Genomic DNA, 22385 nt, shown 5'->3' on the forward strand with positions numbered 1-22385 from the left:
CCGCCGTGGACGACACCCTGCCCGCCCATGCCGGAGACCCGGAAACCCGCCCGCCCGGGGTCGTGACCGTCCGTCCGGCGCGGCTGGGACGGCGGCGGCAGCGGCGGTCCCGGCCGCACCGGCACGAACGGGACCGGCACGACCGCCAGGACCAGCACGACAGGCCGCCGGACACCGCCCCGCCCCAGTGGCACCGCGGGATGACGCTGCTCGCCACCATCAGTCTCTTCATCGGCACCCGGAAGGCCTGGTCACACGGCATCGTGGTCAACCCGCCCGTCGCGGGAGCCATTTCCGTCTGCTACGCGGGGATCCTGATCTGCGGAGTCCTCGCGCTGTCCGTACGCGGCCGCAGGGCCCTGGCCCGCGTGGACGCCGGCGTCCTGGCCGTGGCGATCGCGCTGCTGGTCCTCCACTACCGGCTGGACAGCAGTGCGGGCGACGAGGGCGTGTTCACCGCGCAGGCCGCGCGGGAGATCCTGCGGGGACACCCCGTCTACGGCCGGCCCTGGCCCTGGCTCTTCGAGGACACGGGCATCGGCATCACCAAGACCATGTCCGGCGGCGGCGACTTCACCTACGCGTATCCACCGCTCGCCGCGCTGCTCACCGCTCCGGTGAGCCTCTTCGTGCACTCCGCGTCCGCGGCCACGCTGGTGACCACCGCCGCCCTGCTGGTGGGCACGGTCGTGCTGTGGCGGCTTGTCCCCGCACCGTGGCGCCCGGCGGTCACCGCCGTCTGCCTGGGCTTCGGTCTGCTGCCCGGATACGCGCGTTCGGGCTATCCCGCTCTCGTCGCCTTCGCCCTCCTCGTACCGGTCGTGGTCAGGTGGCCGTCCACCGGCGCGGGCGGACGCCTCGGGCGGTACGGGGCGCTGCGGGCCGTCTGCCTCGGCGCGGCCTGCGCGTCCCAGCAACTCGCCTGGTTTCTGTTGCCGTTCCTGCTCGTCGGTATCCATGCCGTGCGGCGCGGCGAGCTGGGAGGCCGGGCGGCCCTCGGCGTCGTCGCCCGCTACTGCGGCCTCGCCGCGCTGGCCTGGGTGCTGATCAACGCGTACTTCGCCGTCCAGGACTTCGGGGCGTGGATGGCCGGGACGCTGCTGCCGATGACCCAGGGGGCGATCCTGCGCGGGCAGGGAGCGATCGGTATCTCGTACTACTTCACCGGCGGCAGCAGCCGGCTGGACTTCTACTCCTACTCCAGTGTCCTGCTGCTGTTCGGCCTGGTCGCCGCTCTGGCCCTGTTGGTACGGCGGCTGGGTCCCGCCCTCACCGTCCTGCCCTGGCTGCCCTTCTACCTCGCCACCCGTTCCCAGGACGGCTACTTCCTGCTGATGACACCGCTGTGGCTGGCTGCTGCCGCCACCGTGCCGGGATCAGCTCTGGCCAACGCGTGGCAGCCGGTGATACCCCGGCTGGCGGGCAGCCGCCGGGTCAGGGCCGCGCTGGCCCTCGGGCTGCTCGCCCCCGCCCTCGCGTGCGCCGGTGTGGCCGCCGCGAGCCCGCCGCCGCTGCGGATGAGCCTGACGCCCCGGTTGACCGACTGGCCGCGCCGGGGAATCACCTCGGTCGTGGTACGGGCGGTGAACACCACCGGCCACACGCTCGTCCCCCACTTCGCCTGCCGTGTCTCCGAAGGCGCGTCCGCCTGGTGGACCGTCGGCTCGGGGCCGGCGGCCCTCGCCCCGCACGCCTCGGCGGAGTACGTCGTGAAGCCGCCGGGTGACTTCCGCGGGTTGCCCGGCGGCAAGCATCCGCGCATCTACCTGATCGCGGTCACCGACAAGCCCATGACCATCACCTCGGTCCGCATCCCGCTCACGGGGAGCGGCCGGTGACAGGACCGGGCCGGTGAGACCGTACGCGTCGGCCGTGAGCCCTCACGCCGAGGTGGCGATCAGGGTCCACGGGACCGGCCGGCCGAGAGCCAGCCGGGGTTTGCGCGCGGCCCAGTGGCGGACGGATGCCGCCATGACGCCTCCCGGGTCAACGACGGGCCTGGTGGGTTCGAACGGTTCACTCATGCTGGTGTAACTCTGGAACATCGCGAGCAGCTTCACGGCCTGGTGCTGGAAGGGCGAGAGGTACTGCTCGGCGAGCGGCAGGAAGAAGCGGTTCCAGGTGTCGCCGGAGACGATCGGTGGTTTCTCGATCGGGGCCACGCCGTGCTCGGCCCTGCACTCGTTGAGGGTCCGGCAGATGATGTCGAGCAGCGTACCGAGCCGCAGGCTCTCCCGGCCCGCCGCGATCACTTCCGTACGCGGGGAGTCGGGCGGCGCGGACAGCACGGCGTCGGTGACGGCCGCGGCGACCTCGTCCACGGGGCTGATCTCGGCGTATCCCTCCGGGTCGCCGACCACGACCGCGGCCAGTCCGGAGACCAGAGCCTGGAGGATCGTGTAGGGGCCGGAGAAGCGGGAGATCTCACCGCCGCCCCGGCGGCCGACGATCAGCGGCGGTCTGACCAGTGTGAGAGGTCCGCGGTGTTCTTCGCGTACCACCTCCTCGCACACCGCTTTGGACCATTCGTAGCCGTTGCGGTAGCCCTCGAACTCGGCGCCTCTGAGGTCTTCGGGGTTGCGCACACCGCCGACGTACGCGGTCGATACATGCACGACGTGCGTATCGGGTCCCGCCAGGTCCAGTGCGGCCCGCAGCGGGCGGATGTTGGCGTCGACCGCGTCCTCGCGGCCGAGGGTCCAGCGCGTGGATGCCGCGGTGTGCACGATGATGTCCCAGGGTCCCGCCAGTTCGGCCGGGGGCGGCTCGGCGCCCATCTGCCAGCGTACGAGTGTGTCGCCGGCGGGCCGCCGGGCGGTCCTGACGACGGTGAGGTCGGCGGCTCGGCCGTCGGTGGCCAGCCGGTTGACGACTTCGGTGCCGACCACGCCGGTCGCGCCGGTTACCAGGGTTCGCATGGGAGTTCGTCTCTGGTCGGAGTGAGGACGAGACAGGCGTTCTGCCCGCCGAATCCGAAGGAGTTGGACAGCACATGGGTGTGTGCGACGGCACGCGGCTCGCCGATGACCGCGTCCACCAGCGCGGCTTCCGGCCCTCCGGCGAGGTTGGCGACCGGCGGCACCACTCCCCGGGCGGCGCAGACCAGGGCGAGCGCCGCCTCCAGGGCTCCTGAGCCGCCGACGAGGTGGCCGGTGACGCCCTTGACCGCGGTGACGGGGGGTGACTGGCCGCCGAAGCACCGGTCGATGGCCGTGGCCTCCGCGCGGTCGTTGAGCACGGTGGACGTCCCGTGCGCGTTGATGTGGCCGATGTCGGCGGGCGAGAGCCCCGCGTCGGCGACGGCGAGCGTCATGCACCGGCTCGCGGCCTCTCCGTCGGCGTGCGGGGCGACGATGTGGAAGGCGTCGCAGGTGGCGGCGTATCCGGTGACCTCTCCGTAGATCCTGGCGCCGCGGGCGCGGGCGGCGTCCATCCGTTCGAGGACCAGGACGGCCGCGCCCTCGCCCATCACGAAACCGTCCCGGTCCGCGTCGAAGGGGCGGCTGGCCAGTCCGGGGGCGCTGTGCCTGGTGGACAGGGCCCGCAGGCGGGCGAAGGACGACACGATGATCGTGGTGACGGGCGCGTCGACACCGCCGGCCACCGCCACGTCGAGTTCCCCGTGTCTGATCCTGCGGGCGGCTTCCCCGATGGCGGTGGTGCCGCTGGCGCAGGCCGTGGAGTACGTCATGCAGGTGCCCTGGAATCCGTACCGCATCGCGATGCGGCAGGCCGGTGAGTTGGCCATGGTGCGGGGGACGGTGTGCACCGGCATGCCCATCGGCTTCGCGCCGTGGTCCAGCGCCGTCGCCTCCATGCTCGGCAGGCCCCCGACCCCCGTGCCGATCTGCACGCCCACCCGGTCGGGCGGCAGGCCGTCCGGCAGCGCGGCCTCGCGCAGCGCGTCCACGGCCGCGCACAGCACCAGTTCGGTCGTACGGTCGATCTGGCGCGCCTCGCGGCGGCTGATGTAGGCGGTGGTGTCGAACGGCGGTACCAGGCAGGCGAATTGCACGGGAACACCCTGCTCTACCAGCCTCGGTACCACCGCCGCGGTGGATCTGGCCGCGAGCAGCGCCGCGTAGACCTCTTCGATCCCGTTGCCCGCGGGCGATTTCACGCCGATGCCCGTGACGACCACCCGCGGTTGTCCGCCGGGGCGGTGGTCCCCGGTCATACGCGCCCGCCCACACGCTGGTGGAGCAGGTCGATCGCCTGCCCGACATTGTGTGCCCCGGTCAGGTCCTCGATCTCGACCCGGAGGGCGAGGGCCCGCTCCAACCGGGCTCCGATTTCCATCAGTTCCAGACTGTCGATCCCGAAGTCGGCCAGCAGGCTGGTCTGTTCACGCACGTCGTCGATGTCCGTCCCGAGGACGTCCGAGACGGCGGTCCTGAGCACGAGAGCCAGTTCCTCGCGGGTGAGCATGTCGGCTGTTCCTTTCAGCGCGGGAAGAACGGTGTTCACACCGTGGCCTCGGCGTCGGAGGCTTCCGCGAGAGGGACGCTCCGCTCCGCCGACGCCATCGCGGAGCCGAGGATGCCGACCGCCTCCGCGATGTCCTGCTCGGTGCTGACAAGTGGGGGAAGCAGCCGTACGGTGGCCGGACTGCTCAGGCAGGGCGAGACCAGCAGCCCGGCCCCGGCCAGTTCCATCACGACGGCCCCGGCGGCGCCCGGTGTGGTGAAGTCGATCCCCCGGAGCAGTCCCCGTCCGCGCACTCCGCGGACCAGGCGCGGGTGCCGGCGTCGCAGGTCCTCCAGTGCGGCGCTCAGGATGGTGGCCAGTTCCTCTCCGTGCGCGGCCAGTTCTTCGATCGCTTCGAGCGCGGCGGGCAGCGCGGCGCAACTCAGGGGATGTCCGCCGAAGGTGGCGGAATGCAGGAAGGGATCGGCGGCCAGTGGGGCGTACATCGCCTCCGAACAGAGCACCGCCGAGAGGGGCATGACACCGCCGCCCAGTGGTTTGCCGACGAGCAGCGCGTCGATCGGCAGCCCCTGGGCGAGGGCGACCGAGCGCTCTCCGCACCGGTGCAGACCGCACTGGATCTCGTCGGCGATCACGAACGTGCCGTGCCTGGCGGCGTCTTCGCACCAGCGGGCGAGTACGTCGGGAGGCAGGGGGACGGCGCCGTTCTCCCCCTGCACCGGTTCGAAGACGAGGGCCGCCACCTCAGAGCCCTCGACTTCGCGGCGTACCGCGTCGGGGTCGGCCGGGTCCACATGGACCACGTCCACGGAACAGCCGAGCAGACCCACGCGGTAGAGCGGGCTGTGGGTCAGCGCCAGCGCGCCCAGGGATTTGCCGTGAAAACCGCCTCTCACCGCGACGATCCGTCCCCGGCCGGTGGCGACCCGGGCCAGTTTGACGGCCACCTCCACCGCGTCGGCGCCGTTCAGCCCGAAGTGGACTTTCGGCAGGACGTCGCCGAAGTAGCCGGCGAGACAGGCGGCGGCCCGCGCGGCGACCGGGTTGGCCAGACTCCGGGTGGAGGTCGGCAGTGTGTCGAGCTGCCGGCGGACGGCCGCCAGCACGGCGGGGTGGCGGTGGCCGAGCAGGGTGACGGCGTACGAGCCGAAGTCCAGCGCCGTCCGCCCGTCGGACAGCGTCACACGGCACCCTTCGGCGGACTGCTCCACCGCTCCGTGACCGGCGAACGAGCCGGTGAGCGCCAGCTTCGGGGAGAGGTGACGGCGGATGCGGTCGAATACCTCATGGGCCTGGTGCACGGCTCCGCCCTCCGTCTCCCCATGGATCCGGTGCGCTGCCTCGTTGGTCCGGTCGACTGCCTCGGGTGCGCTCACCGACGACGCCGACTGCTCAGCGGTCACGTTTCCTTCTCCCTGGTCGCGGGGCGGTACGGCCGCGACGGCGACCGCTGCCGGTGTGAAGTCGGGCGCGGGTCATGGCCCGCTCGGCCGGTCGTCGGCGGTCAGCAGCCGTTGTTCGAGGGCGGCGAGCATCTGGGCCGCGTTCTCTCTCAGCGCGTCCGCGGCAACGGAGTTGAGCATCTCCGCGAGGAGCGGGATGCCGATGTCGAACCGGACGTGCAGGCCGACGGTGCTGCATCCGTCGGGCGCGGGATCGACCGCCCAGTGACCCACGAAATCCCCCAGATCGCCGCTCACTTGGCGGAAGTCGAAGCGGCGCGCGACCGTGTCGATCACCTCGGCCTCCGTCCACCGGAGGACCGATCCCTTGAGGCGGACCGACCACGCGGTGGTGCGGTGCACTTCGTCCGTCCGGTCGATGATCGTGACCGAGTCGACGTTCTCCATGCAGCGCGCGTAGCTTTCCACGTCCACCACCGCGGCCCAGGCGGCCTCGGGCGGTACCGCGATGCGCAGCTCCACTTCAACGCGTGGCATGAGGGGGCCTTCCGTCGTCATGGCTTCGGGGTGAACCTTCCGCGCCCCGCACCGGAGCGTGCGAGCCGAGGGCCCTGGCCGTGGCGGCCGCCAGGGCGGGTGGCAGCAGCCGGCGCAGCACCGCGCGGGGCAGGGGGCTGAGGTGGGTCACCGCGTACGCCTGCTCGATCAGCTCGCATCCCAGCTCGGTCTTGGGTTCGTACGCGGTCTGGGCGAACCGGATGTGGTGGCAGCCCTCGGCGAGGGCCAGGCGGATCGCCGCGTAGTGCACGGTGTGGTAGAGCCGGGCGTCGTGGGCGAGTCGGTAGTCCAGACCGATCCGGGCTCCGACCGCTCCGGAGCCCGCGAAGAAACACAGCAGGAACGCCACCAGCCGTTCGCCCTCGAAGCAGGCCACAAGACGCCGGTCCAGGGTGGTGCTCTCGTGTACGGCGGCGAAGAAGGGTGCGTCGAGAACGTCGAGGGTCTGGTCGGCGCGGTCCATGACCTGCCGGTACAGGGTGAGCATCTCCGGCAGCAGGTGCGAGAAGTCGTGGACGACTTCGGTGCGCAGCCCGGGTAGTGCCTCGAACTTACGGATCTTGCTGCGGGCGTTGCGCCGGGGCTTCGCGGGCAGGGCAGCGAGGTAGTCCTCGAACGAGCCTCTTTCCAGGCGGAGTTCGGTGTCGGGCATGCTCGGTACGCGGAAGAACCCGAAGTGTCGCAGTGCGGTGTGCAGCGGGGCGAGGTCCCTGTCCGTGAAGTCCTTGAACACCACGGTGCCCAGCCGCTCCCGGCGCGCGAAGTCCAGCACGGCGCCGACCAGGAGGCGGCTGACGTCGTCCCGCAGAGGACTCGCGGTCAGGACATGCCCCTGCCCCAGGAGGTTCCCGCACAACAGTGTCGGCACGCGCAGGAGGCGGGGGAACAACCGGCGCACCGGTGTCAGGAATCGCCGCTCGCGCGCGCCCACGATGTGGTCGAGGCGCAACTCTCGGAAGAGGACCAGAGGGAGGACGGCCGCCACGTCCGGACCTCGGCGGACCACCAGGCAGGCGTATCCGTCGGGGCCGATGCTGCCGCGTTCCATCGCGGTGAAGAGGTCACGGGACCACATGGGGTCGTCGGCCGGAGCAAGATCCGTCCACACCGAACGCGGAAGGGAATCGACGCCCGGCAGCACCTCGACGTGGTATCCGGAGGCGGTGCCGGGCGTCTCCCCGCCGTGCTGCGGAGGCGGGACGGCACCGGATCGTTCCATAGCGGTCACCTGCTCACGGTCGGTGTCGGTGGTGCGGTGGGTGGTGGCGGGCCGCGGGTCGGTGGCGGGCACGGGACGCTCCCCTCAGCCGATGCGCAGCGGCAACCCGCCCAGGACGTCCCGCAGCGGGCGGGCCATCCTGGTGCGGGACGGCGGGTGGAAGGTGAGCCCCGCGGCGGCTGACGCCAGGTAGGAACCGTCGGGCGAGCCGATGAAGGCCATGCCGCCCAGCGCGGCGAGACACGTTCCGGTGGTGCGGGCGATGGCGTCCTGCGCCGCGTACCGGGCGGTGAGCGCGCTGACGAGGAGTGTGTCGGTCCACTCCTCGTCCTCCATGGCGCGGGCCACCGCCTCGACCGAGAGCATCGCCGCCTCCACGTCCACCATGAAGGGCGTCGGGTCGTCGTCGGCGCCGCCCGGCCGGTTCAGGGCGCGTTCGACGAGCGCGCTGGCCATCCCGAGGTAGCCCGCGGTCAGCAGGAGTTCGAACCAGAGGAACCCCGCCACGTTCAGGGAGTCGGGTACGCCGTCCGCGGTGACCTCGGTGACGAACACCATCTGGGGGTCCAGCTCCACGTCCGTGAGAACGACCTCGTCGCTCTCGGCGCCCGCCAGGATCGGTGTCCGCCAGAACCGCCGTACTTCGAGGCCGGGGGTGGCGGCCGGGATGATCGCGATGGCGAGCCGCTCCGCGCCCTGGTCGTCGGTGGTCACGACGGATGCCGTCAGCAGGTCCATCGAACGCGACAGGCTGCAGGGCTTCTTGCTGCCGTTCAGGACGTAACGGCCGTCGCGGCGCTCCGCGGTGATGTGCGGCCTGAGGATGTTCTGGCCGGTGTTGCCCTCCGCGAAGCCGGAGGCCAGCAGCAGCCGGTCCTTGGCGACGGCTTCCAGCAGCAGGCCCTCCAGGCCGGTCCCCTGCCGGGCGCTGTGCACCAGGCCGGCGACCGAGAAGTGGTGCATGGTCGTGGCCACCGCGAGCGACGGACAGCGGGCCCCGACCGCGCGCTGCACCCGTACCGCCTGGAGCGGGGTCGCGCCCGATCCTGCGTGCTCCGCCGGCACCAGTAATCCCGGTCCGCCCGCGCGGCGGAACGCCTGGACGGCCGGGCTCGGCGTGCTCTCCAACTCCTCCAGCGGGCAGAGGGAAAGCGCGCCGTCCAATCCGGGGAGGAGGGTTTCGAGGGCCGAGCGTTCTGCGTTCAGGAACATGGACATTCCCTTCCGGGAGCGGCGGGCTGTGCGCTCTCAGGTCGTGACCAGCGGCAGGTAGTCGAACGAACGGAGGCTGATGGAGGCGCGCCGCACGGGAGGCCCGGCCGGCGCGAGTTTCCTGAACCGGGAGAAGATCCGGCCGACCAGCACGGCGCCTTCCATGCGGGCCAGAGCGGCCCCGAGGCAGTAATGGGGTCCCGCGCTGAAGCTCAGGACCTTGCTGTCCCGGCGCAGGACCGAGAAGGTGTCGGGGTCGGTGTGCTGGTCGGGGTCGCGGTTGGCCGCCGCGAGCACCGTGGTGACGTTGCCGCCCTCGGGGATCGTCACACCGCCCACTTTCACGTCCCTGGCGGCGATGCGCTCCGTCATCTGGACCGGGGTGTCCCAGCGCAGGACCTCTTCGACGGCGGCGGGAACCAGTTCGGGCCTCTCCTGGACCAGCGCCAGTTGGCCGGGGTGGCTGAGCAGGGCGAACACCGCCAGACCGAGCAGGCTCGCCGTGGTCTCGAATCCGGCGACCAGCACCAGCACCAGCGTGTCGACCAGCTCGCGTTCGGTCAGCCGCCCGTCGCCCGCGTCCCGTACGGCGAGCAGCGTCGAGGTGAGGTCGTCGGCGGGACGCGAGCGCCGCCGGTCCACGAGGGCGGTGAAGTACTCACGCAGCGCCGCGACGGCCTCGTCGGCACGGCCCCAGTCCTCCGGCGTGCGTACCGGCTCCAGCAGCCGGCTCGCGTCCCGGCCGAGACCGTGGAACCGCTCGTGGTCCTCCGGTGATACGCCGATCAGCTCACCCATCACCGCGACCGGGAGCGGATAGCCCACCAGCTCCTGGAAGTCGGCCGCGCCGCCGTCCGCAGTCGCGTCGGCGAACCGGTCCAGCAGCGTGTCGGTGACGCCTTCGACGGACGTGCGCAGCGCGGCCGCTCTCCGGGCGCTGAATCCCCTGCCGACCAGGCGGCGCAGCCGTTCGTGCTCCGAGCCGTTGCGGCGGAGCATCGAGGAGTAGAAAAGGCCCGCGGCGGGATGTTCCCGCCACGCGGGCACCTCACGGGCACACCAGTCGAGATCGGGGACCAGGAAGTCGGGATCGACCAGAACGGCCTGGCAGTCGGCGAATCGAGTCAGGAAATAGGTGTCGAGACTGTCATTATAATAAACTGACCTCATTCGCCTGAGTTCCGCCAGCGAGGGGTAGGGATTTTCCCTGCCCTCCGGAGTGAAGATCGAAAATAATACCGCCTCTGGATCCATTCGGGCCGCCTCGACTTCCGTCGCGCCAGTTTTTCCCACCGAATTCCGCGTCGCGGGATATTGCGAGGCAGACATTCGGCGTGTCGGTTAGCTTTCGACCAACTGGAACTCTATCCGACGGGAGCCGCACACACCATGAAACACATATGTGCGAGACCGTGCTATTTAAATCCGTTTATGATTTCTTCTTTATTTGCCACCGATGCGCGGCCACTGGCAGCTTTTCAGCGCGATATGACAGCCCGCACGGTCTTCCCGGTCTTCCCGCCGGTGGCGGGGATGACCGAGACGGAACGGGCGAGGCGGCGCACGGTGGGCCAGCCGTACCCGCCGGTCCGACCGGTCAGATCGGGGACCCGCTCGCGGGGCGTCACGGGGCTGGAGTCCGACACCTCGACGGTGATACTGCCCGGACGCGCGCTCAACCACAGCGAGCACCCCGCCCCGCCCGCATGCCGTACCGCGTTGGCCACCAGCTCCGACACGACGACGACCACCGCGTCGGCCGGCGCGGCGTCGATTCCCGCCGCGAACCGCCCGAGGAACGCACGGGCGATCCCGCGGGCCTCTCCCACCGCCGACGGGGTGGAGTGGAAGAAGACGGGCATCCGCAGGTCGACGCCGGTCCGCTCACGTGTCGTATCCATCAGGTCACCGACCGTCCAATCTTCCGATTCCTTCCTCCTTGATACTTATGCCCGATATCGGGGGTGCTCAGCCCCGCCCCGGGCGCCCCATCCGGCGCCTCAGTCGGCGGGGGCGGTACCCGGTTCTGATCCGCCCCCGCCGGACGCTTCAGACGCTCTGCCGGCCGGCGCGGCGGCGGAAGGCCAGAACCGCGCCCGCTCCAGCGACCAGCACCACGCCCACGCCGATCCCGATCGGCAGCACCGGCGTACCGGACGTGTCACCGGCGAGCGCGCGCGCCCCGGCTTCGCCGGTCTGCGGCCGCGAGATCTCCATCGCGACGGGCGCCACGTCCTGGATACGGCCGACGGACTTGACCGAGCCGTCCTTGTTCAGCAGCACCTGGTCACCGTTGGGGTGAGCGAAGTCGAACATGTTCTCCAGCGAGCCGGCGCGGGTGTCGAAGGAGTGGTCCCCGATACGGGCGGTGTGCCAGTTGTCCTCGATGAACTTCAGGACGGAGGTCTGCTCGGTCCTGGTGTGGTCGATCATGTTGACCTTGCTGTACGGCGAGATCACCATCAGCGGCTGGCGGGTGCCCGGCCCGCACCGGTCCTGGTAACCGCCCGCGGCCGCGGGCCCGTTCTGGCAGGCCGGCGAGTCGACGGCCTTGCCACTGCTGTCCTTGGCCGTGTCCTTCGAGCCGTTGAGGGGCTTGGCGTACACATGGTCGTACCAACCGTCCGAGTCGTCGTAGGCGAGGACGATGGCGGTGTCCTTCCACTGGGGCGACTGCTGGATCTTGTTGATCTGGCCGGTCAGGAAGTCCTGTTCGTCGAGCGGGTCGGAGTAGCCCGCGTGCCCGTCCTGGTAGGCCGGGGCCTTCAGGAAGCTCACCGAGGGGAGCCGGCCGGCCTTGAGGGCCGCGTCGAAGTCCGTCAGGTCGTAGTTGTGGTTGGCCGGGCCCGGGTGGCCGATCTCGGCGACGGACTTCGGGGCCACGTGGTGCGGGTTGGCGGTCGAGCGGTAGTACTGGAACGGGCTGTGGTGCGGGCTGTAGTCCACGACCTGCGCGCCGCCCACGTTGGCGTGCGTGGTGCCGCCGCACTTGGCGAAGTGCCCCTGTTCGCCGTCCCACGGTGTGCTCGGCCGGAAGCCTCCCTGGAACCAGCCCCAGGTCACCTTCTTCTCGTTGAGCCGGTCACCGATGTTCTTGCCGCGCAGTTCGGCGAAGGAGTCCTTGCTGGTGTGGTCGTTGCCGGAACAGTCGTCGTAGGCGGGGTCGGGGTCGGTGATCATCGTGCCGACCCCGTCGGCGTCCGGCGAGGCGACGGCCGCCGGGTCGGGGGTGGCGGTCCGCTCCGGGTGTTCCGTGGACGAGGTGGGGTCGGTGGAGACCACGCCGTGCGTCTGGCCCGACACCAGCTCGATCACACCGGGCGTCGAGGGCCCGTAGACGGAGCCGAAGGAGTTGTCGTTGAGGGCGTAGTGCTGGGCGTAATTCCACTGCGCGGTAACGGTGTTGCCGTCGTAGTAGTCCATCCCCAGCCCCGGCTCGCCGAAGAGGCTGCCCGAGCACTTGCCGGAGTCGGTGTTCTCCACGAACTTGTCGGCCTTGCCGCCGTTGTACGCGTACTGCTCGGGCCCGTAGGAGTGGTTCTGGTCGCAGGTCATGGCCTGCTCGTGCGTCAGGCGCTTGGGCAGGTACTGGTTGGGGTTCTTCTTGAGCAGCCCGGCGGTGCGCAGGTTGTCCACGTCCCGGGGCGTGTGCGGGGACGGGGTGAACCGGGTGCCGTCGGTGTTCGCGGCCTGCGGGTAGGTCGCGAAGTAGTGGTCGAAAGAGATGTTCTCGTCGAAGATGACCACCAGGTGCTTGACGGGCGTGGCCGTGCCACCCCCGGATTCCGCGGTCGGGGCCGCGCCCCAGGACGGCGCTGCCCCGCCGAGAACGGTGAGCGCGGCGGCTCCCGCCAGCGCTCCCCAGCGGTGTACGCGTGTCCTGTTCCCTGCCCTGCTGCTTCCTGTGCTGCCCATACGGTTCTCCCCTTCGCTAGCGACCGAATGTGACCGGCGGTGCTTACCTGCCCTGGTCCAGCAGGCCCCGCCCCAGCCAGTCCGAGCCGTCCCTGACACCCGGCAGCACGTAGAAGTACCCGCCGCCGGTCGGGACGATGTAGTCGACCAGCGGCTCGCCCTCCAGCCGCTTCTGGACGGTTTCGAACTGCCGCGACAGATCCTGCTGGTAGCAGCAGAAGAGCAGCCCCATGTCGAGATTGCCGTTCGTGTCCACGCCCCGGTCGAAGTTGTACGAGCGGCGCAGCAGCCGCTGGTCCTCGGTCCCCGGGGTGCGCGGATCGGCCGTACGGATATGGCTGTCGAGGGGGATCACGTCCCCCTTGGGGTCGTGGGCGTAACGCGGTACGTCGCTCTCCAGGTCACCGTCGAGCGGCGCTCCCGTCTCGCGGTTGCGGCCGATCATCCGCTCCTGCTCGGTGAGCGAGACCCGGTCCCAGAACTCGACCAGCATCCTGATCACCCGTACCACCTGATAGCTTCCGCCGGCCGCCCAGCCGGGCTCCCCCGACGACGCTCCCGTCCACACCAGCTCGTCCATCCGGCGGGTGTCCCGGGCGTCCGGATTGGCGGTGCCGTCCTTGAAGCCCATGAGATTGCGGGCGGCTCCCGACGGGCGGGGCGGGTTGCTGAAGCCGTCGAGGCGCCAGCGGATCTGCATGGCGCCCCTGGTGTGCCGGGCGATGTCGCGCAGCGCGTGCAGCACCGTGTCCGTGCTGTCGGCGCAGAACTGAAGGCTCAGGTCACCGTGACACCAGGCGTCGTCCAGGTCGTCGTCCGGGAAGGCCGGCATGGCGCGCAGGTGGCGCGGGATGGCGCCGGTGAGGCCGAAGCGTTCGTCGAAGAGCGAGGCGCCGACAGCCGCGATGACGGAGAGGTCACCGGTCGGCACCCGGGGTCCGAGGATTCCGGAGTCGGTGGGCGGCGCGGTGATGCCCGCCGGCGGGGGTGTACCGCCCTGGACGAGGAACCGCGCGCGGTCGGTGACCGTACGCAGCAGCTCGGCCAGGCCCGCCCGGTCGGCCGCGGTGACGTCGAAGGAGACGAAGGCGGTGCTGCGCCGGGGCTCGGTGAGGATGCCCGCCTGGTGCGCGCCGTGGAAGGGCGGTGCGGCGCTCCCGTTCACCACCGGGGCGGCCGGACGGGCGGCGAGGTCCGCGCCGATCAGGCCCGCGCCCGCGACGGCTCCGCCGACGCCCGCGGCCGCGTGGCGCAGGAAGCCGCGCCGCCGCATGTCGTGTCCGTCGCCCGTCATGAGGCCCTCCGTACGTCGCAGAGGGCCGCGATGTCCGCCAGCCGTTCGACCAGGTCGCCCGCCGCCGCGTTCACCGACTCGCGGCTCGTACGGTCGAGTTCACCGAGGGGCGTCCAGTGTCCGTCGCGGTGCTGGCGGTCCAAAGCACTCTGGGTACGGTCGAGTTGACGCTCCAGGTCTCCCAGTCGCGGATAGCGGGTGACCAGCAGCGGGCGCAGCCGGGAGAGGACGACGCGGGTGCCGTCGAGGTTGGCGCGTGCGGTGGCGAGATTGCTGCCGCTGCCGTAGTCGGTGCGTCCGGTCAGCTCGAACTGCACGGTGTTCTCCAGGATTTCGTGCGCGCGCAGACCGAGGTCCTGCGGATCCATGCGCGCTTGCGTCCAGTCCGTACGCAACGTGCCGACGTCGTCGGCCAGTTGGTCTGCGACCGGGAGCAGCGCGGCCGTGGGCTCGTGGTGCCACAGGCCGTACTCGATGCGGTGGAAGCCGGTGAAGTCCTTGTCGTGGAGGCCGCCGGGCAGGCGGGTGGCGGTTCCGTTGACCGCCTGGTCCGCGTCGCCGAAGGCGCCGTACGCCGCGCCCATCCGCTCGTACACGAGGTGGGCGGGCAGCCAGGCCGCGCGGGCCCGTGCCGGGTCACCGTCCCTGATCGCCGCGCGGAGTCTCCCGGTGACCGCGACGAGGTCGTCCATCCGGTCGGCGACCCAGCGCTGATAGCTCAACGTCGGTGGAATCAGGTCGTGTTGGCTGACGGGTACGGCCGCGGGGCCGCCGTTTCCGCCCTGGCCGTCCGGCACTCGGACGGCGGGTCCCCTGACGGGCACGGCGTCGTCCGGATAACAGGCGAAGGCGTACGAGCCGCCCGCGAGGTCGACCCGCAGTGAGCGGGTGGTGCCGGGCCCGAGGCCTTCCAGCTCACCGTGCACGGCTCCGGTGCGTGTGTCCTTGAGATACACCTCGACCGGCGCTCCGGAGAGGTTGCGCACGTCGAAGACCTGTACACCGGCACGTGGATCGTCCCAGCCGTGTCCGCAGCTGCCGGACAGGATCTGGACGCCGGTGTGCGGCAGGCCGTCGGCGGACGGGCCGGTCCTGTGCCGGGTCCGGTCCGTGGAGCCCGCCGCCCACACCGCGCACACGACGGCCGCGACGACGAGCACCGCGCTCGCGGCGAGCAGTACGCGGCGAGGAAGGTGCGGGGTGCCCGGACCTGACAAACCGACCTCCAGACAACCACACGGCGGCACGAAGCGACGCTCATGCTAGTGCCCCTCCCGGCCGGGCAGGCGCCGTCGAGGCACACATCACGTCCGGAAAAACCGTCCCATCACATGACAACGCCCCGGCAAGTGGGAGGTCCGCCTGCCGGGGCGCCGCTGCGTCAAGCGCTCACGTGATCACACACTCACGAGAGCGTCGCGATCGCCTCGTTGAAGGTGCTCGACGGACGCATGACCGACGCCGCCTTGGCCGCGTCGGGCCGGTAGTACGAGCCGATGTCGGCCGGCGAACCCTGCACCGCGATCAGCTCGTCCACGATCGTCTGCTCCTGGTCGGAGAGCGTCTTGGCGAGCGCCGCGAAGGCCTCGGCGAGCTGCGCGTCCTCGGTCTGCCGTGCCAGTTCCTGGGCCCAGTAGAGCGCCAGGTAGAAGTGGCTGCCGCGGTTGTCGATGCCGCCGAGCTTGCGGCTCGGCGACTTGTCCTCGTTGAGGAACGTGCCGGTGGCGCGGTCGAGCGTGTCGGCGAGCACCTGGGCCCTCGCGTTGCCCGTCGTCTGCGCGAGGTGCTCGAAGCTGACCGCCAGCGCCAGGAACTCGCCCAGGCTGTCCCAGCGCAGGTAGTTCTCCTTGACGAGCTGCTGGACGTGCTTGGGCGCGGAGCCGCCCGCGCCGGTCTCGAACAGTCCGCCACCGTTGATCAGCGGGACGACCGAGAGCATCTTGGCGCTCGTGCCCAGCTCCAGGATCGGGAACAGGTCGGTCAGGTAGTCACGCAGCACGTTCCCGGTGACCGAGATGGTGTCCTCGCCCTTGCGGATGCGCTCGAGCGAGAACGCGATCGCCTCGGCGGGCGTCATGATCTCGATCCGCAGACCCTCGGTGTCGTGCTCGGGCAGGTACGCCTTGACCTTCTGGATGAGGTTCGCGTCGTGGGCGCGGTTCTCGTCCAGCCAGAACACGGCCGGGACGCCGGCCGCGCGGGCGCGGGTGACGGCGAGCTTGACCCAGTCGCGGATCGGCACGTCCTTGGTCTGGCACATGCGGAACACGTCACCGGCGCTCACGGCCTGTTCGAGCACCGCGTTGCCGTCGGCGTCGAGGACGCGCACCGTACCGGTCGCGGGGATCTCGAAGGTCTTGTCGTGGCTGCCGTACTCCTCGGCCGCCTGCGCCATGAGGCCGACGTTGGACACGGAGCCCATCGTCGCCGGGTCGTACGCGCCGTTCGCGCGGCAGTCGTCGATGACGACCTGGTAGATACCGGCGTAGCTGCTGTCCGGGATGACCGCGAGGGTGTCGGCCTCCTCGCCGTCCGGGCCCCACATGTGGCCGGAGGTGCGGATCATGGCCGGCATGGAGGCGTCGACGATGACGTCGCTCGGTACGTGCAGGTTGGTGATGCCCCGGTCGGAGTCGACCATGGCCAGCGCGGGGCCCTCGGCGAGTTCGGCCTCGAAGGACGCCTTGATCTGCGCGCCCTCGGACAGCGACTCCAGGCCCTTGAGGATGCCGCCGAGACCGTCGTTCGGGCTCAGGCCGGCCGCGGCGAGCGCCTCGCCGTGCGCGGCGAACGTCTTCGGGAAGAAGGCACGCACCACGTGGCCGAAGATGATCGGGTCGGAGACCTTCATCATCGTGGCCTTGAGGTGGACCGAGAACAGCACGCCCTCGGCCTTGGCGCGCGCGATCTGCGCCGTGAGGAACTCGCGCAGCGGCGCCACCCGGATCACGGACGCGTCCACGACCTCGTCCGCCAGGACGGGGACCGACTCGCGCAGGACGGTGGTGTTGCCGTCGTCGCCCGCGAGCTCGATACGGAGCGAGCCGGCCTGCGTGATGACCGCGGACTTCTCGGTGGAGCGGAAGTCGTCGGCGTCCATGTGCGAGACGTTCGTCTTGGAGTCGGCGCTCCAGACACCCATGCGGTGCGGGTGGGCCTTGGCGTAGTTCTTCACCGAGGCGGGCGCGCGGCGGTCCGAGTTGCCCTCGCGCAGCACCGGGTTGACGGCGCTGCCCTTGACCTTGTCGTACCGGGCGCGGACATCCCTGTCCTCGTCGGTCTTCGGGTCGTCCGGGTAGTCCGGCAGCGCGTAGCCCTGCTGCTGGAGCTCGGCGATGGCGGCCTTGAGCTGCGGGATCGACGCCGAGATGTTCGGCAGCTTGATGATGTTCGCGCCGGGGGTCTTGGCCAGCTCGCCGAGTTCGGCGAGTGCGTCGGCGACGCGCTGGCCCTCCTCGAGACGCTCGGGGAAGCCGGCGATGATCCGCCCCGACAGAGAGATGTCACGGCTCTCCACGGTGACCCCGGCCGTCGAGGCGTAGGCCTCGATCACGGGCAGGAACGAGTACGTCGCCAGCGCCGGCGCCTCGTCCGTGTGCGTATAGATGATGGTTGAGTCAGTCACCGGGTGCTCCGCTCCACGTCTGCAACAATTCTCGATATCAAGATATCCCGAGACCGGCCCTCTTCCGAAAGGGCCCCCGCTCTCGGTCGCGCGCCGTGCCCGGTCGAGCACCCGCCGAGTGCTACGCGCCGCCGGTCAGGGTGGTCAGCGCGCGCACGAGCGCGTCGGCGCCCGCTTCCGCCTTGCCGCGCGGGCAGCCCACGTTGAGGCGTACGAATCCCGCGCCGTCCGGTCCGTACGTCGTCCCCGGCATGATCGCGACCTTCTCCCGCTCGATGAGCAGCCGCTGGAGTTCGGCGTCGTCCGCGCCGAGCGGGCGCAGGTCGATCCAGGCGAGGTAGCCGGCTTCCGGCAGACCCACGTTCAGCTGCGGGAACGCGCTGTTCAGCCGGTCGGCGACCATGCGCAGGTTGCCGTCCAGATAGCCGCGCAACGCGTCGAGCCACGGCGCGCCCCGCCGGTACGCGGCGATGTGGCCGACGATCGACAGGACCGCCGGCGAGGACAGCCCGTCGGCCTCCTTGAGCTGCCGCAGATAGGCGTCGCGGCTCTCGTCGTCACCGATGAGGCCGTACGAGCCGGTCAGCGCCGGAATGTTGAACGCCTTGGACGCGGAGGTGACCACTGCCCAGCGCGCCGCGCCGCCCCGCTCCCGCGCCGCCTGCTCCTGGACGGCGCCGAAGCGCGACCAGGGCAGGTGGCGGTACGGATCGCGGGTCAGGTCGGCGTGGATCTCGTCGCTGATGACCGCCACTCCGTGGCGCGCGCACAGCTCCGCCATCCGCGTCAGCTCGTCCTCCGTCCAGACCCGGCCGGTCGGATTGTGCGGTGAGCAGAGCAGCAGGATCGAGGTGTCGGGCCGGGCGAGCAGCGCCTCCAGCTCGTCGGTGTCGTACGCCCACTGTCCGGCCGCGTCGCGTCGCAGCGGGCAGCCGCGCAGTTCCCTGCCGTGCGCGGCCAGGAGTTTGGCGAAGGCGTCGTAGGAGGGGGTGTGCACGACGACTCCGTCGCCCGGCCGCGACCAGAGACGGACCAGCTGGGAGATCTGGTAGATCACGGACGGCGCGTAGACGACCTGCTCCGGGTCGGTCTCCGTTCCGTACCGGGTGGCGAACCAGTGCGTGACAGCGGAGAGGAAGTCCTCGTGCCGCCAGCGGCTGTAGCCGAGGACACCGTGATCGAGCCGTCCGCGCAGGGCTTCGAGGACCGGCGGCGCGGTCTCGAAGTCCATGTCGGAGATGGTGAAGGGCAGCAGGTCGGGGGCGCCGAAGCGGTCCTCGATGTAGTCCCACTGCGTGCACCAGGTGCCGCGCCGGTCCACCGGCGTGTCGAAATCGGGCCCGGAATCGCTTGTGTGCACCGTGCGCTCCGTCAGCCGGTCGTGGGGGTGAGTTCGGAGATGGCGTCCTTCACGGACTGCACCTGCGGACCGATGATCACCTGGACGTTGTGCTGGTCGAGCTTGATGACACCGACCGCGCCGAGCTTCTTGAGCCGGGGTTCGTCCAGCAGGCCGGCGTCCTCGACGGACATCCGCAGGCGGGTGATGCAGTTGTCGAGCGCACGGATGTTTCCGGCCCCGCCGAGCGCTTCGAGGATCGCGACCGGGTCGTACTTGCCCGCGACCAGCACCGGCTTGGGCGCGGCGGCGTCCGGCTCCCGGGCGGCGCCGGCCGTGTCCTGGTCCGCGGCTCCCTGGCCTTCGGCGCTCTCGTCCGCGGCGCTCTGCCCCGCGGCACTGTCGGCGTCGGGGTCCTCGCGTCCCGGCGTCTTGAGGTTGAAGCGGGTGATCGCGAAGCGGAAGAGGAAGTAGTAGACCGCGAACCAGACGGCGGCGATGACCGGGATCAGGTACCACTTCGTGCTGGTGCCCTGAAGGACGCCGAAGACGAAGAGGTCGATGACGTTGCCGTCGGTGTTGCCGATGTACACGCCCAGCACGGCAGCGGTCAGGAAGCCGAGGCCGACGAGGACCGCGTGCAGGAGGTACAGCCACGGCGCGATGAAGAGGAACAGGAACTCCAGCGGCTCGGTGACACCGCCGACGACACACGCGACGACACCGGAGATCAGCAGCGCCTTGATCTCGGGACGCATCCGCCGGTTCGCGGTGTGGTACATCGCGAGCGCCGCGCCGGGGAGCCCGCCGAGGTAGGCGGCCATCTTGCCCTGGGACAGGAACTCGGTGGCGGTGTGTGCGGCGTTCGACGGGGTGGCGCAGGAGAGCTGGGCGTAGAAGAGGTTGAGCGCGCCGCTGACCTCCTTGCCGCAGACCACGCCGGAACCGCCCGCGTCGGTGAAGCGGAAGAGCGCGACGAGGATGTGGTGCAGGCCGATCGGGCGCAGCAGGACTTCACCCATGCCGAAGAAGAACGGGCCGAAGACGCCGGTGTGCGAGATGCCGGTGCCGATGTCGGCGATCCAGCCGTTCAGCGTGGGCCACACCAGGGGGACGAGCAGTCCGGCGAAGCTCATCACCAGCGCGGAGACGATGGGGACGAAGCGCAGTCCGCCGAAGAAGGCCAGCGCGTCCGGCATCTGCTGGGTGCGGTACCGGTTGTGCAGGACCGCGACGATGATGCCGACCGCGACCGCGCCGAGCAGCCCGGTGTCGATGGACTCGATGCCGAGTACCTGGGCCACGCCGTAATGCTCTTTGTCGGCATCCGAGGTGACGCCCTTGGCGGTGAGGAAGAAATTGACGGCGAGGTTCATCGCCGCGAAGCCGACGAAGCCCGAGAAAGCCGCAACTCCCTTGTCCTGGCGGGCGAGTCCGAGCGGAATCGCCATGGCGAAGAGGACCGGAAGGAAGGTGAAGGCGACCAGACCGGTGTTCGCCATCCAGGTGAACACGAGGTGGCAGACCTCGTTGTCGAGGAATGAGAGGTTCTGCACGACGGCGTCGCTGGAGAGCGAGGAGCCGAGCCCCAGCATGATTCCGCAGAAGGCCAGAAGGGCCACCGGCAGCATGAACGTCTTGCCCAGGCCCTGGAGGAATTCCCAGAGTGCGGCTTTGGTGTTCTTCAAAACAGTGGCTCTTTCGTACGGAGGTGGTGCGCCGCCGTTCGCCGCCGGTCACACCGTTTCTTACCCGGAACGTCATACGTGCCTCTGACGGCGAAAGCCAGACCAGGTCAGAAAGATCACAGCACCAAAAGCCCGTAAGTCTCCTTTTTCGGTCACAACTGGCCGTGTCCGGACACCGGATCGCCGCCGCATCGGCAGGACGAGCAGGTCAGGCGCGTCCGCCGGCCTTCGCCCCGGGCGGGGCCGCTCTCACTCCGACGAGCCGATGGCAGCCCCCTGAAGACGGCGGTAAATTACCGGACGGCGCTCTGCAGTTGTCCGCCGCGCACTCGCCGGCTGTCCCAAGGAGGGTTCTCCATGCGGGAAACGACATCAGACGGGCAGGACACCGCTGACCCGGACACGGGCACGGAAGCCGGGGTGATCGTGGTCGGGGCCGGACCCGCGGGCTCGTCCGCCGCCTTCCATCTGGCTCAAGCGGGCGTCGACGTACTGCTGTTGGAGAAAACGCACTTCCCCAGGGAAAAGGTGTGCGGAGACGGCCTGACCCCGCGCGCGGTGCACCAGCTGATCCGGATGGGCGTCGACATCACGGCCCCGGGCTGGATGCGTTCGAAGGGGATGCGATGGGTGGCCGGGAAGCACCAGGTCCACATCGACTGGCCGAGCCTGGGACGCTACCCGGACTTCGGTCTGGCGCGCGGCCGGGAGGACTTCGACGACATCCTGGCCCGCCACGCGGTCGCGGCCGGGGCCCGGCTGCGTACGGGCGTGAAGGTGACCGCGCCGGTGACCGACCGCGCCGGCCGTATCACCGGAGTCACGGCCGGGACCGACGGCAAGGAACCGCTGGAGTTCCGCGCGCCGGTCGTCATCGCCGCCGACGGCGCCTCCGCACGGCTCGCTCTCGCGATGGGGGTCCGGCGCGACGCGCGCAGGCAGATCGCGACGGCCGCACGCCGTTACTACCGCAGCCCCGAGCGTTCGCAGGAGGAGTACCTGGAGCTGTGGGCCGATCTCCGTTTCCCGGGGAGCGATCATTACCTGCCCGGCTACGGCTGGATCTTCCCGATGGGCGACGGCCGCGTCAACGTCGGCCTCGGCGCCCTGCCTCACCGGCGGCACGGGAAAGCGGAGCTGCGGGCGGCTCTGGACCAGTGGCTGGCCCGTACACCGCCCGAGTGGGGACTGCGCGAGGAGAACGCCGAGGGTCCGGTGCGCGGCGCGGCGCTGCCGCTGGGCTTCAACCGCCGTCCGCTGTACGCCAAGGGGCTCCTGCTGGTCGGTGACTCGGGAGGCATGATCAGCCCCTGGAACGGCGAGGGCATCGGCCAGGCCATGGAGGCCGGCGAGGTCGCGGCCGAGACGGCCGCGCTCGCGCTGGCCGCTCCGCGGGGGCCGCGGCGGGAGCGGGTGCTGCACAGCTACCCGGTGGAGATGAACCGCCGTTGGGGGAGCTACTACCGGCTCGGCAACGCGGCCGCCGACCTCGTCTTCAGCCGGTCGGGCTTCCAGCCGGTCCTCAACCGCTACGTGATGAACTCGCCTTTCCTGCTCAGCACACTGGCCCGGCTGCTCGCCAATCTCACGGACAATCCGTCGCACGACCTGATCGATCATCTGCTCAATACGGCCGTCCGCCTCGTCCCGGCGCCGCGCCGAAGCTGACAACCGCCGCCGGAGGGACAGGCGTTTCGGCCCGGT

Annotated in this window: 17 protein-coding genes; 2 read left to right on the forward strand and 15 right to left on the reverse strand. The window is 70.5% G+C overall.

The window, feature by feature from the left end; genetic code table 11:
- The first annotated feature begins 5 nt into the window (after positions 1-5).
- Positions 6-1838, forward strand: coding sequence for a hypothetical protein (locus tag ACIP6N_RS24695; protein WP_401818881.1), 1833 nt, complete (start codon positions 6-8; stop codon positions 1836-1838).
- Between the two features lie 42 nt (positions 1839-1880).
- On the opposite strand, the gene ACIP6N_RS24700 is transcribed toward ACIP6N_RS24695, so the two are convergent.
- The 15 genes from ACIP6N_RS24700 to malX all read right to left on the reverse strand — a co-directional run bounded on the left by ACIP6N_RS24700 (position 1881) and on the right by malX (position 20681).
- A complete protein-coding gene (locus ACIP6N_RS24700; RefSeq protein WP_401818882.1) occupies positions 1881-2918 on the reverse strand; it encodes an SDR family oxidoreductase in 1038 nt (345 codons plus the stop codon).
- On the reverse strand, positions 2903-4177 hold the full coding sequence (locus ACIP6N_RS24705) for a beta-ketoacyl-[acyl-carrier-protein] synthase family protein (protein ID WP_401818885.1): 1275 nt from the start codon (positions 4175-4177) through the stop codon (positions 2903-2905). Before ACIP6N_RS24705 ends, ACIP6N_RS24700 begins: the two co-directional genes overlap by 16 nt.
- Complete coding sequence (locus ACIP6N_RS24710; RefSeq protein WP_401818886.1) at positions 4174-4428, reverse strand: acyl carrier protein; 255 nt, start codon at positions 4426-4428, stop codon at positions 4174-4176. The genes ACIP6N_RS24705 and ACIP6N_RS24710 overlap by 4 nt, the downstream gene beginning before the upstream one ends.
- Positions 4429-4463: 35 nt before the next feature.
- A complete protein-coding gene (locus tag ACIP6N_RS24715) occupies positions 4464-5831 on the reverse strand; it encodes an aspartate aminotransferase family protein (protein WP_401818888.1) in 1368 nt (455 codons plus the stop codon).
- 72 nt (positions 5832-5903) lie between these two features.
- The gene (locus tag ACIP6N_RS24720) at positions 5904-6368 is read right to left on the reverse strand and encodes a type II toxin-antitoxin system RatA family toxin (RefSeq protein ID WP_401818889.1); all 465 of its coding nucleotides are present in this window, start codon (positions 6366-6368) and stop codon (positions 5904-5906) included.
- Positions 6355-7680, reverse strand: coding sequence for a GNAT family N-acetyltransferase (locus tag ACIP6N_RS24725; RefSeq protein ID WP_401818890.1), 1326 nt, complete (start codon positions 7678-7680; stop codon positions 6355-6357). Before ACIP6N_RS24725 ends, ACIP6N_RS24720 begins: the two co-directional genes overlap by 14 nt.
- 12 nt (positions 7681-7692) lie before the next feature.
- The gene (locus ACIP6N_RS24730; RefSeq protein ID WP_401818892.1) at positions 7693-8820 is read right to left on the reverse strand and encodes an acyl-CoA dehydrogenase family protein; all 1128 of its coding nucleotides are present in this window, start codon (positions 8818-8820) and stop codon (positions 7693-7695) included.
- 36 nt (positions 8821-8856) lie between these two features.
- Positions 8857-9990 (reverse strand): cytochrome P450, encoded by a 1134-nt coding sequence (locus ACIP6N_RS24735; RefSeq protein WP_401818895.1) that lies wholly within the window; start codon positions 9988-9990, stop codon positions 8857-8859.
- Positions 9991-10298: 308 nt separating this feature from the next.
- A complete protein-coding gene (locus ACIP6N_RS24740) occupies positions 10299-10721 on the reverse strand; it encodes an ATP-binding protein (RefSeq protein ID WP_401818896.1) in 423 nt (140 codons plus the stop codon).
- A 148-nt stretch (positions 10722-10869) separates the two neighbouring features.
- Positions 10870-12735 (reverse strand): phospholipase C, encoded by a 1866-nt coding sequence (locus ACIP6N_RS24745; RefSeq protein WP_401818898.1) that lies wholly within the window; start codon positions 12733-12735, stop codon positions 10870-10872.
- A 43-nt stretch (positions 12736-12778) separates the two neighbouring features.
- Positions 12779-14029: an iron uptake transporter deferrochelatase/peroxidase subunit gene (gene efeB, locus ACIP6N_RS24750; protein WP_401818900.1), complete on the reverse strand. Its 1251-nt coding sequence runs from the start codon at positions 14027-14029 to the stop codon at positions 12779-12781.
- Complete coding sequence (locus ACIP6N_RS24755) at positions 14026-15246, reverse strand: EfeM/EfeO family lipoprotein (RefSeq protein WP_401818902.1); 1221 nt, start codon at positions 15244-15246, stop codon at positions 14026-14028. The genes efeB and ACIP6N_RS24755 overlap by 4 nt, the downstream gene beginning before the upstream one ends.
- 188 nt (positions 15247-15434) lie before the next feature.
- A complete protein-coding gene (locus ACIP6N_RS24760) occupies positions 15435-17654 on the reverse strand; it encodes an NADP-dependent isocitrate dehydrogenase (RefSeq protein ID WP_401818903.1) in 2220 nt (739 codons plus the stop codon).
- Between the two features lie 121 nt (positions 17655-17775).
- Positions 17776-19014 (reverse strand): MalY/PatB family protein, encoded by a 1239-nt coding sequence (locus ACIP6N_RS24765; protein WP_401818905.1) that lies wholly within the window; start codon positions 19012-19014, stop codon positions 17776-17778.
- Between the two features lie 11 nt (positions 19015-19025).
- Positions 19026-20681, reverse strand: coding sequence for a maltose/glucose-specific PTS transporter subunit IIBC (malX, locus tag ACIP6N_RS24770; RefSeq protein ID WP_401818907.1), 1656 nt, complete (start codon positions 20679-20681; stop codon positions 19026-19028).
- 357 nt (positions 20682-21038) lie between these two features.
- Between malX and ACIP6N_RS24775 the strand changes: the two genes are divergently transcribed.
- Positions 21039-22349, forward strand: a complete 1311-nt coding sequence (locus ACIP6N_RS24775) for a geranylgeranyl reductase family protein (protein WP_401818908.1) — start codon at positions 21039-21041, stop codon at positions 22347-22349.
- Positions 22350-22385 lie beyond the last annotated feature (36 nt).

The sequence above is a fragment of the Streptomyces sp. NPDC088725 genome (assembly GCF_044751305.1).
In the GTDB taxonomy this organism is placed as follows: Bacteria; Actinomycetota; Actinomycetes; order Streptomycetales; family Streptomycetaceae; genus Streptomyces.

Coding starts and splice junctions, on each gene's coding strand:
- ACIP6N_RS24700 (WP_401818882.1), bottom strand. CDS start 2,918: ATGCGAACCCTGGTAACCGGCGCGACCGGCGTGGTCGGCACCGAAGTC.
- ACIP6N_RS24705 (WP_401818885.1), bottom strand. CDS start 4,177: ATGACCGGGGACCACCGCCCCGGCGGACAACCGCGGGTGGTCGTCACG.
- ACIP6N_RS24710 (WP_401818886.1), bottom strand. CDS start 4,428: ATGCTCACCCGCGAGGAACTGGCTCTCGTGCTCAGGACCGCCGTCTCG.
- ACIP6N_RS24720 (WP_401818889.1), bottom strand. CDS start 6,368: ATGCCACGCGTTGAAGTGGAGCTGCGCATCGCGGTACCGCCCGAGGCC.
- ACIP6N_RS24730 (WP_401818892.1), bottom strand. CDS start 8,820: ATGTTCCTGAACGCAGAACGCTCGGCCCTCGAAACCCTCCTCCCCGGA.
- ACIP6N_RS24735 (WP_401818895.1), bottom strand. CDS start 9,990: ATGAGGTCAGTTTATTATAATGACAGTCTCGACACCTATTTCCTGACT.
- ACIP6N_RS24740 (WP_401818896.1), bottom strand. CDS start 10,721: ATGGATACGACACGTGAGCGGACCGGCGTCGACCTGCGGATGCCCGTC.
- ACIP6N_RS24745 (WP_401818898.1), bottom strand. CDS start 12,735: ATGGGCAGCACAGGAAGCAGCAGGGCAGGGAACAGGACACGCGTACAC.
- efeB (WP_401818900.1), bottom strand. CDS start 14,029: ATGACGGGCGACGGACACGACATGCGGCGGCGCGGCTTCCTGCGCCAC.
- ACIP6N_RS24775 (WP_401818908.1), top strand. CDS start 21,039: ATGCGGGAAACGACATCAGACGGGCAGGACACCGCTGACCCGGACACG.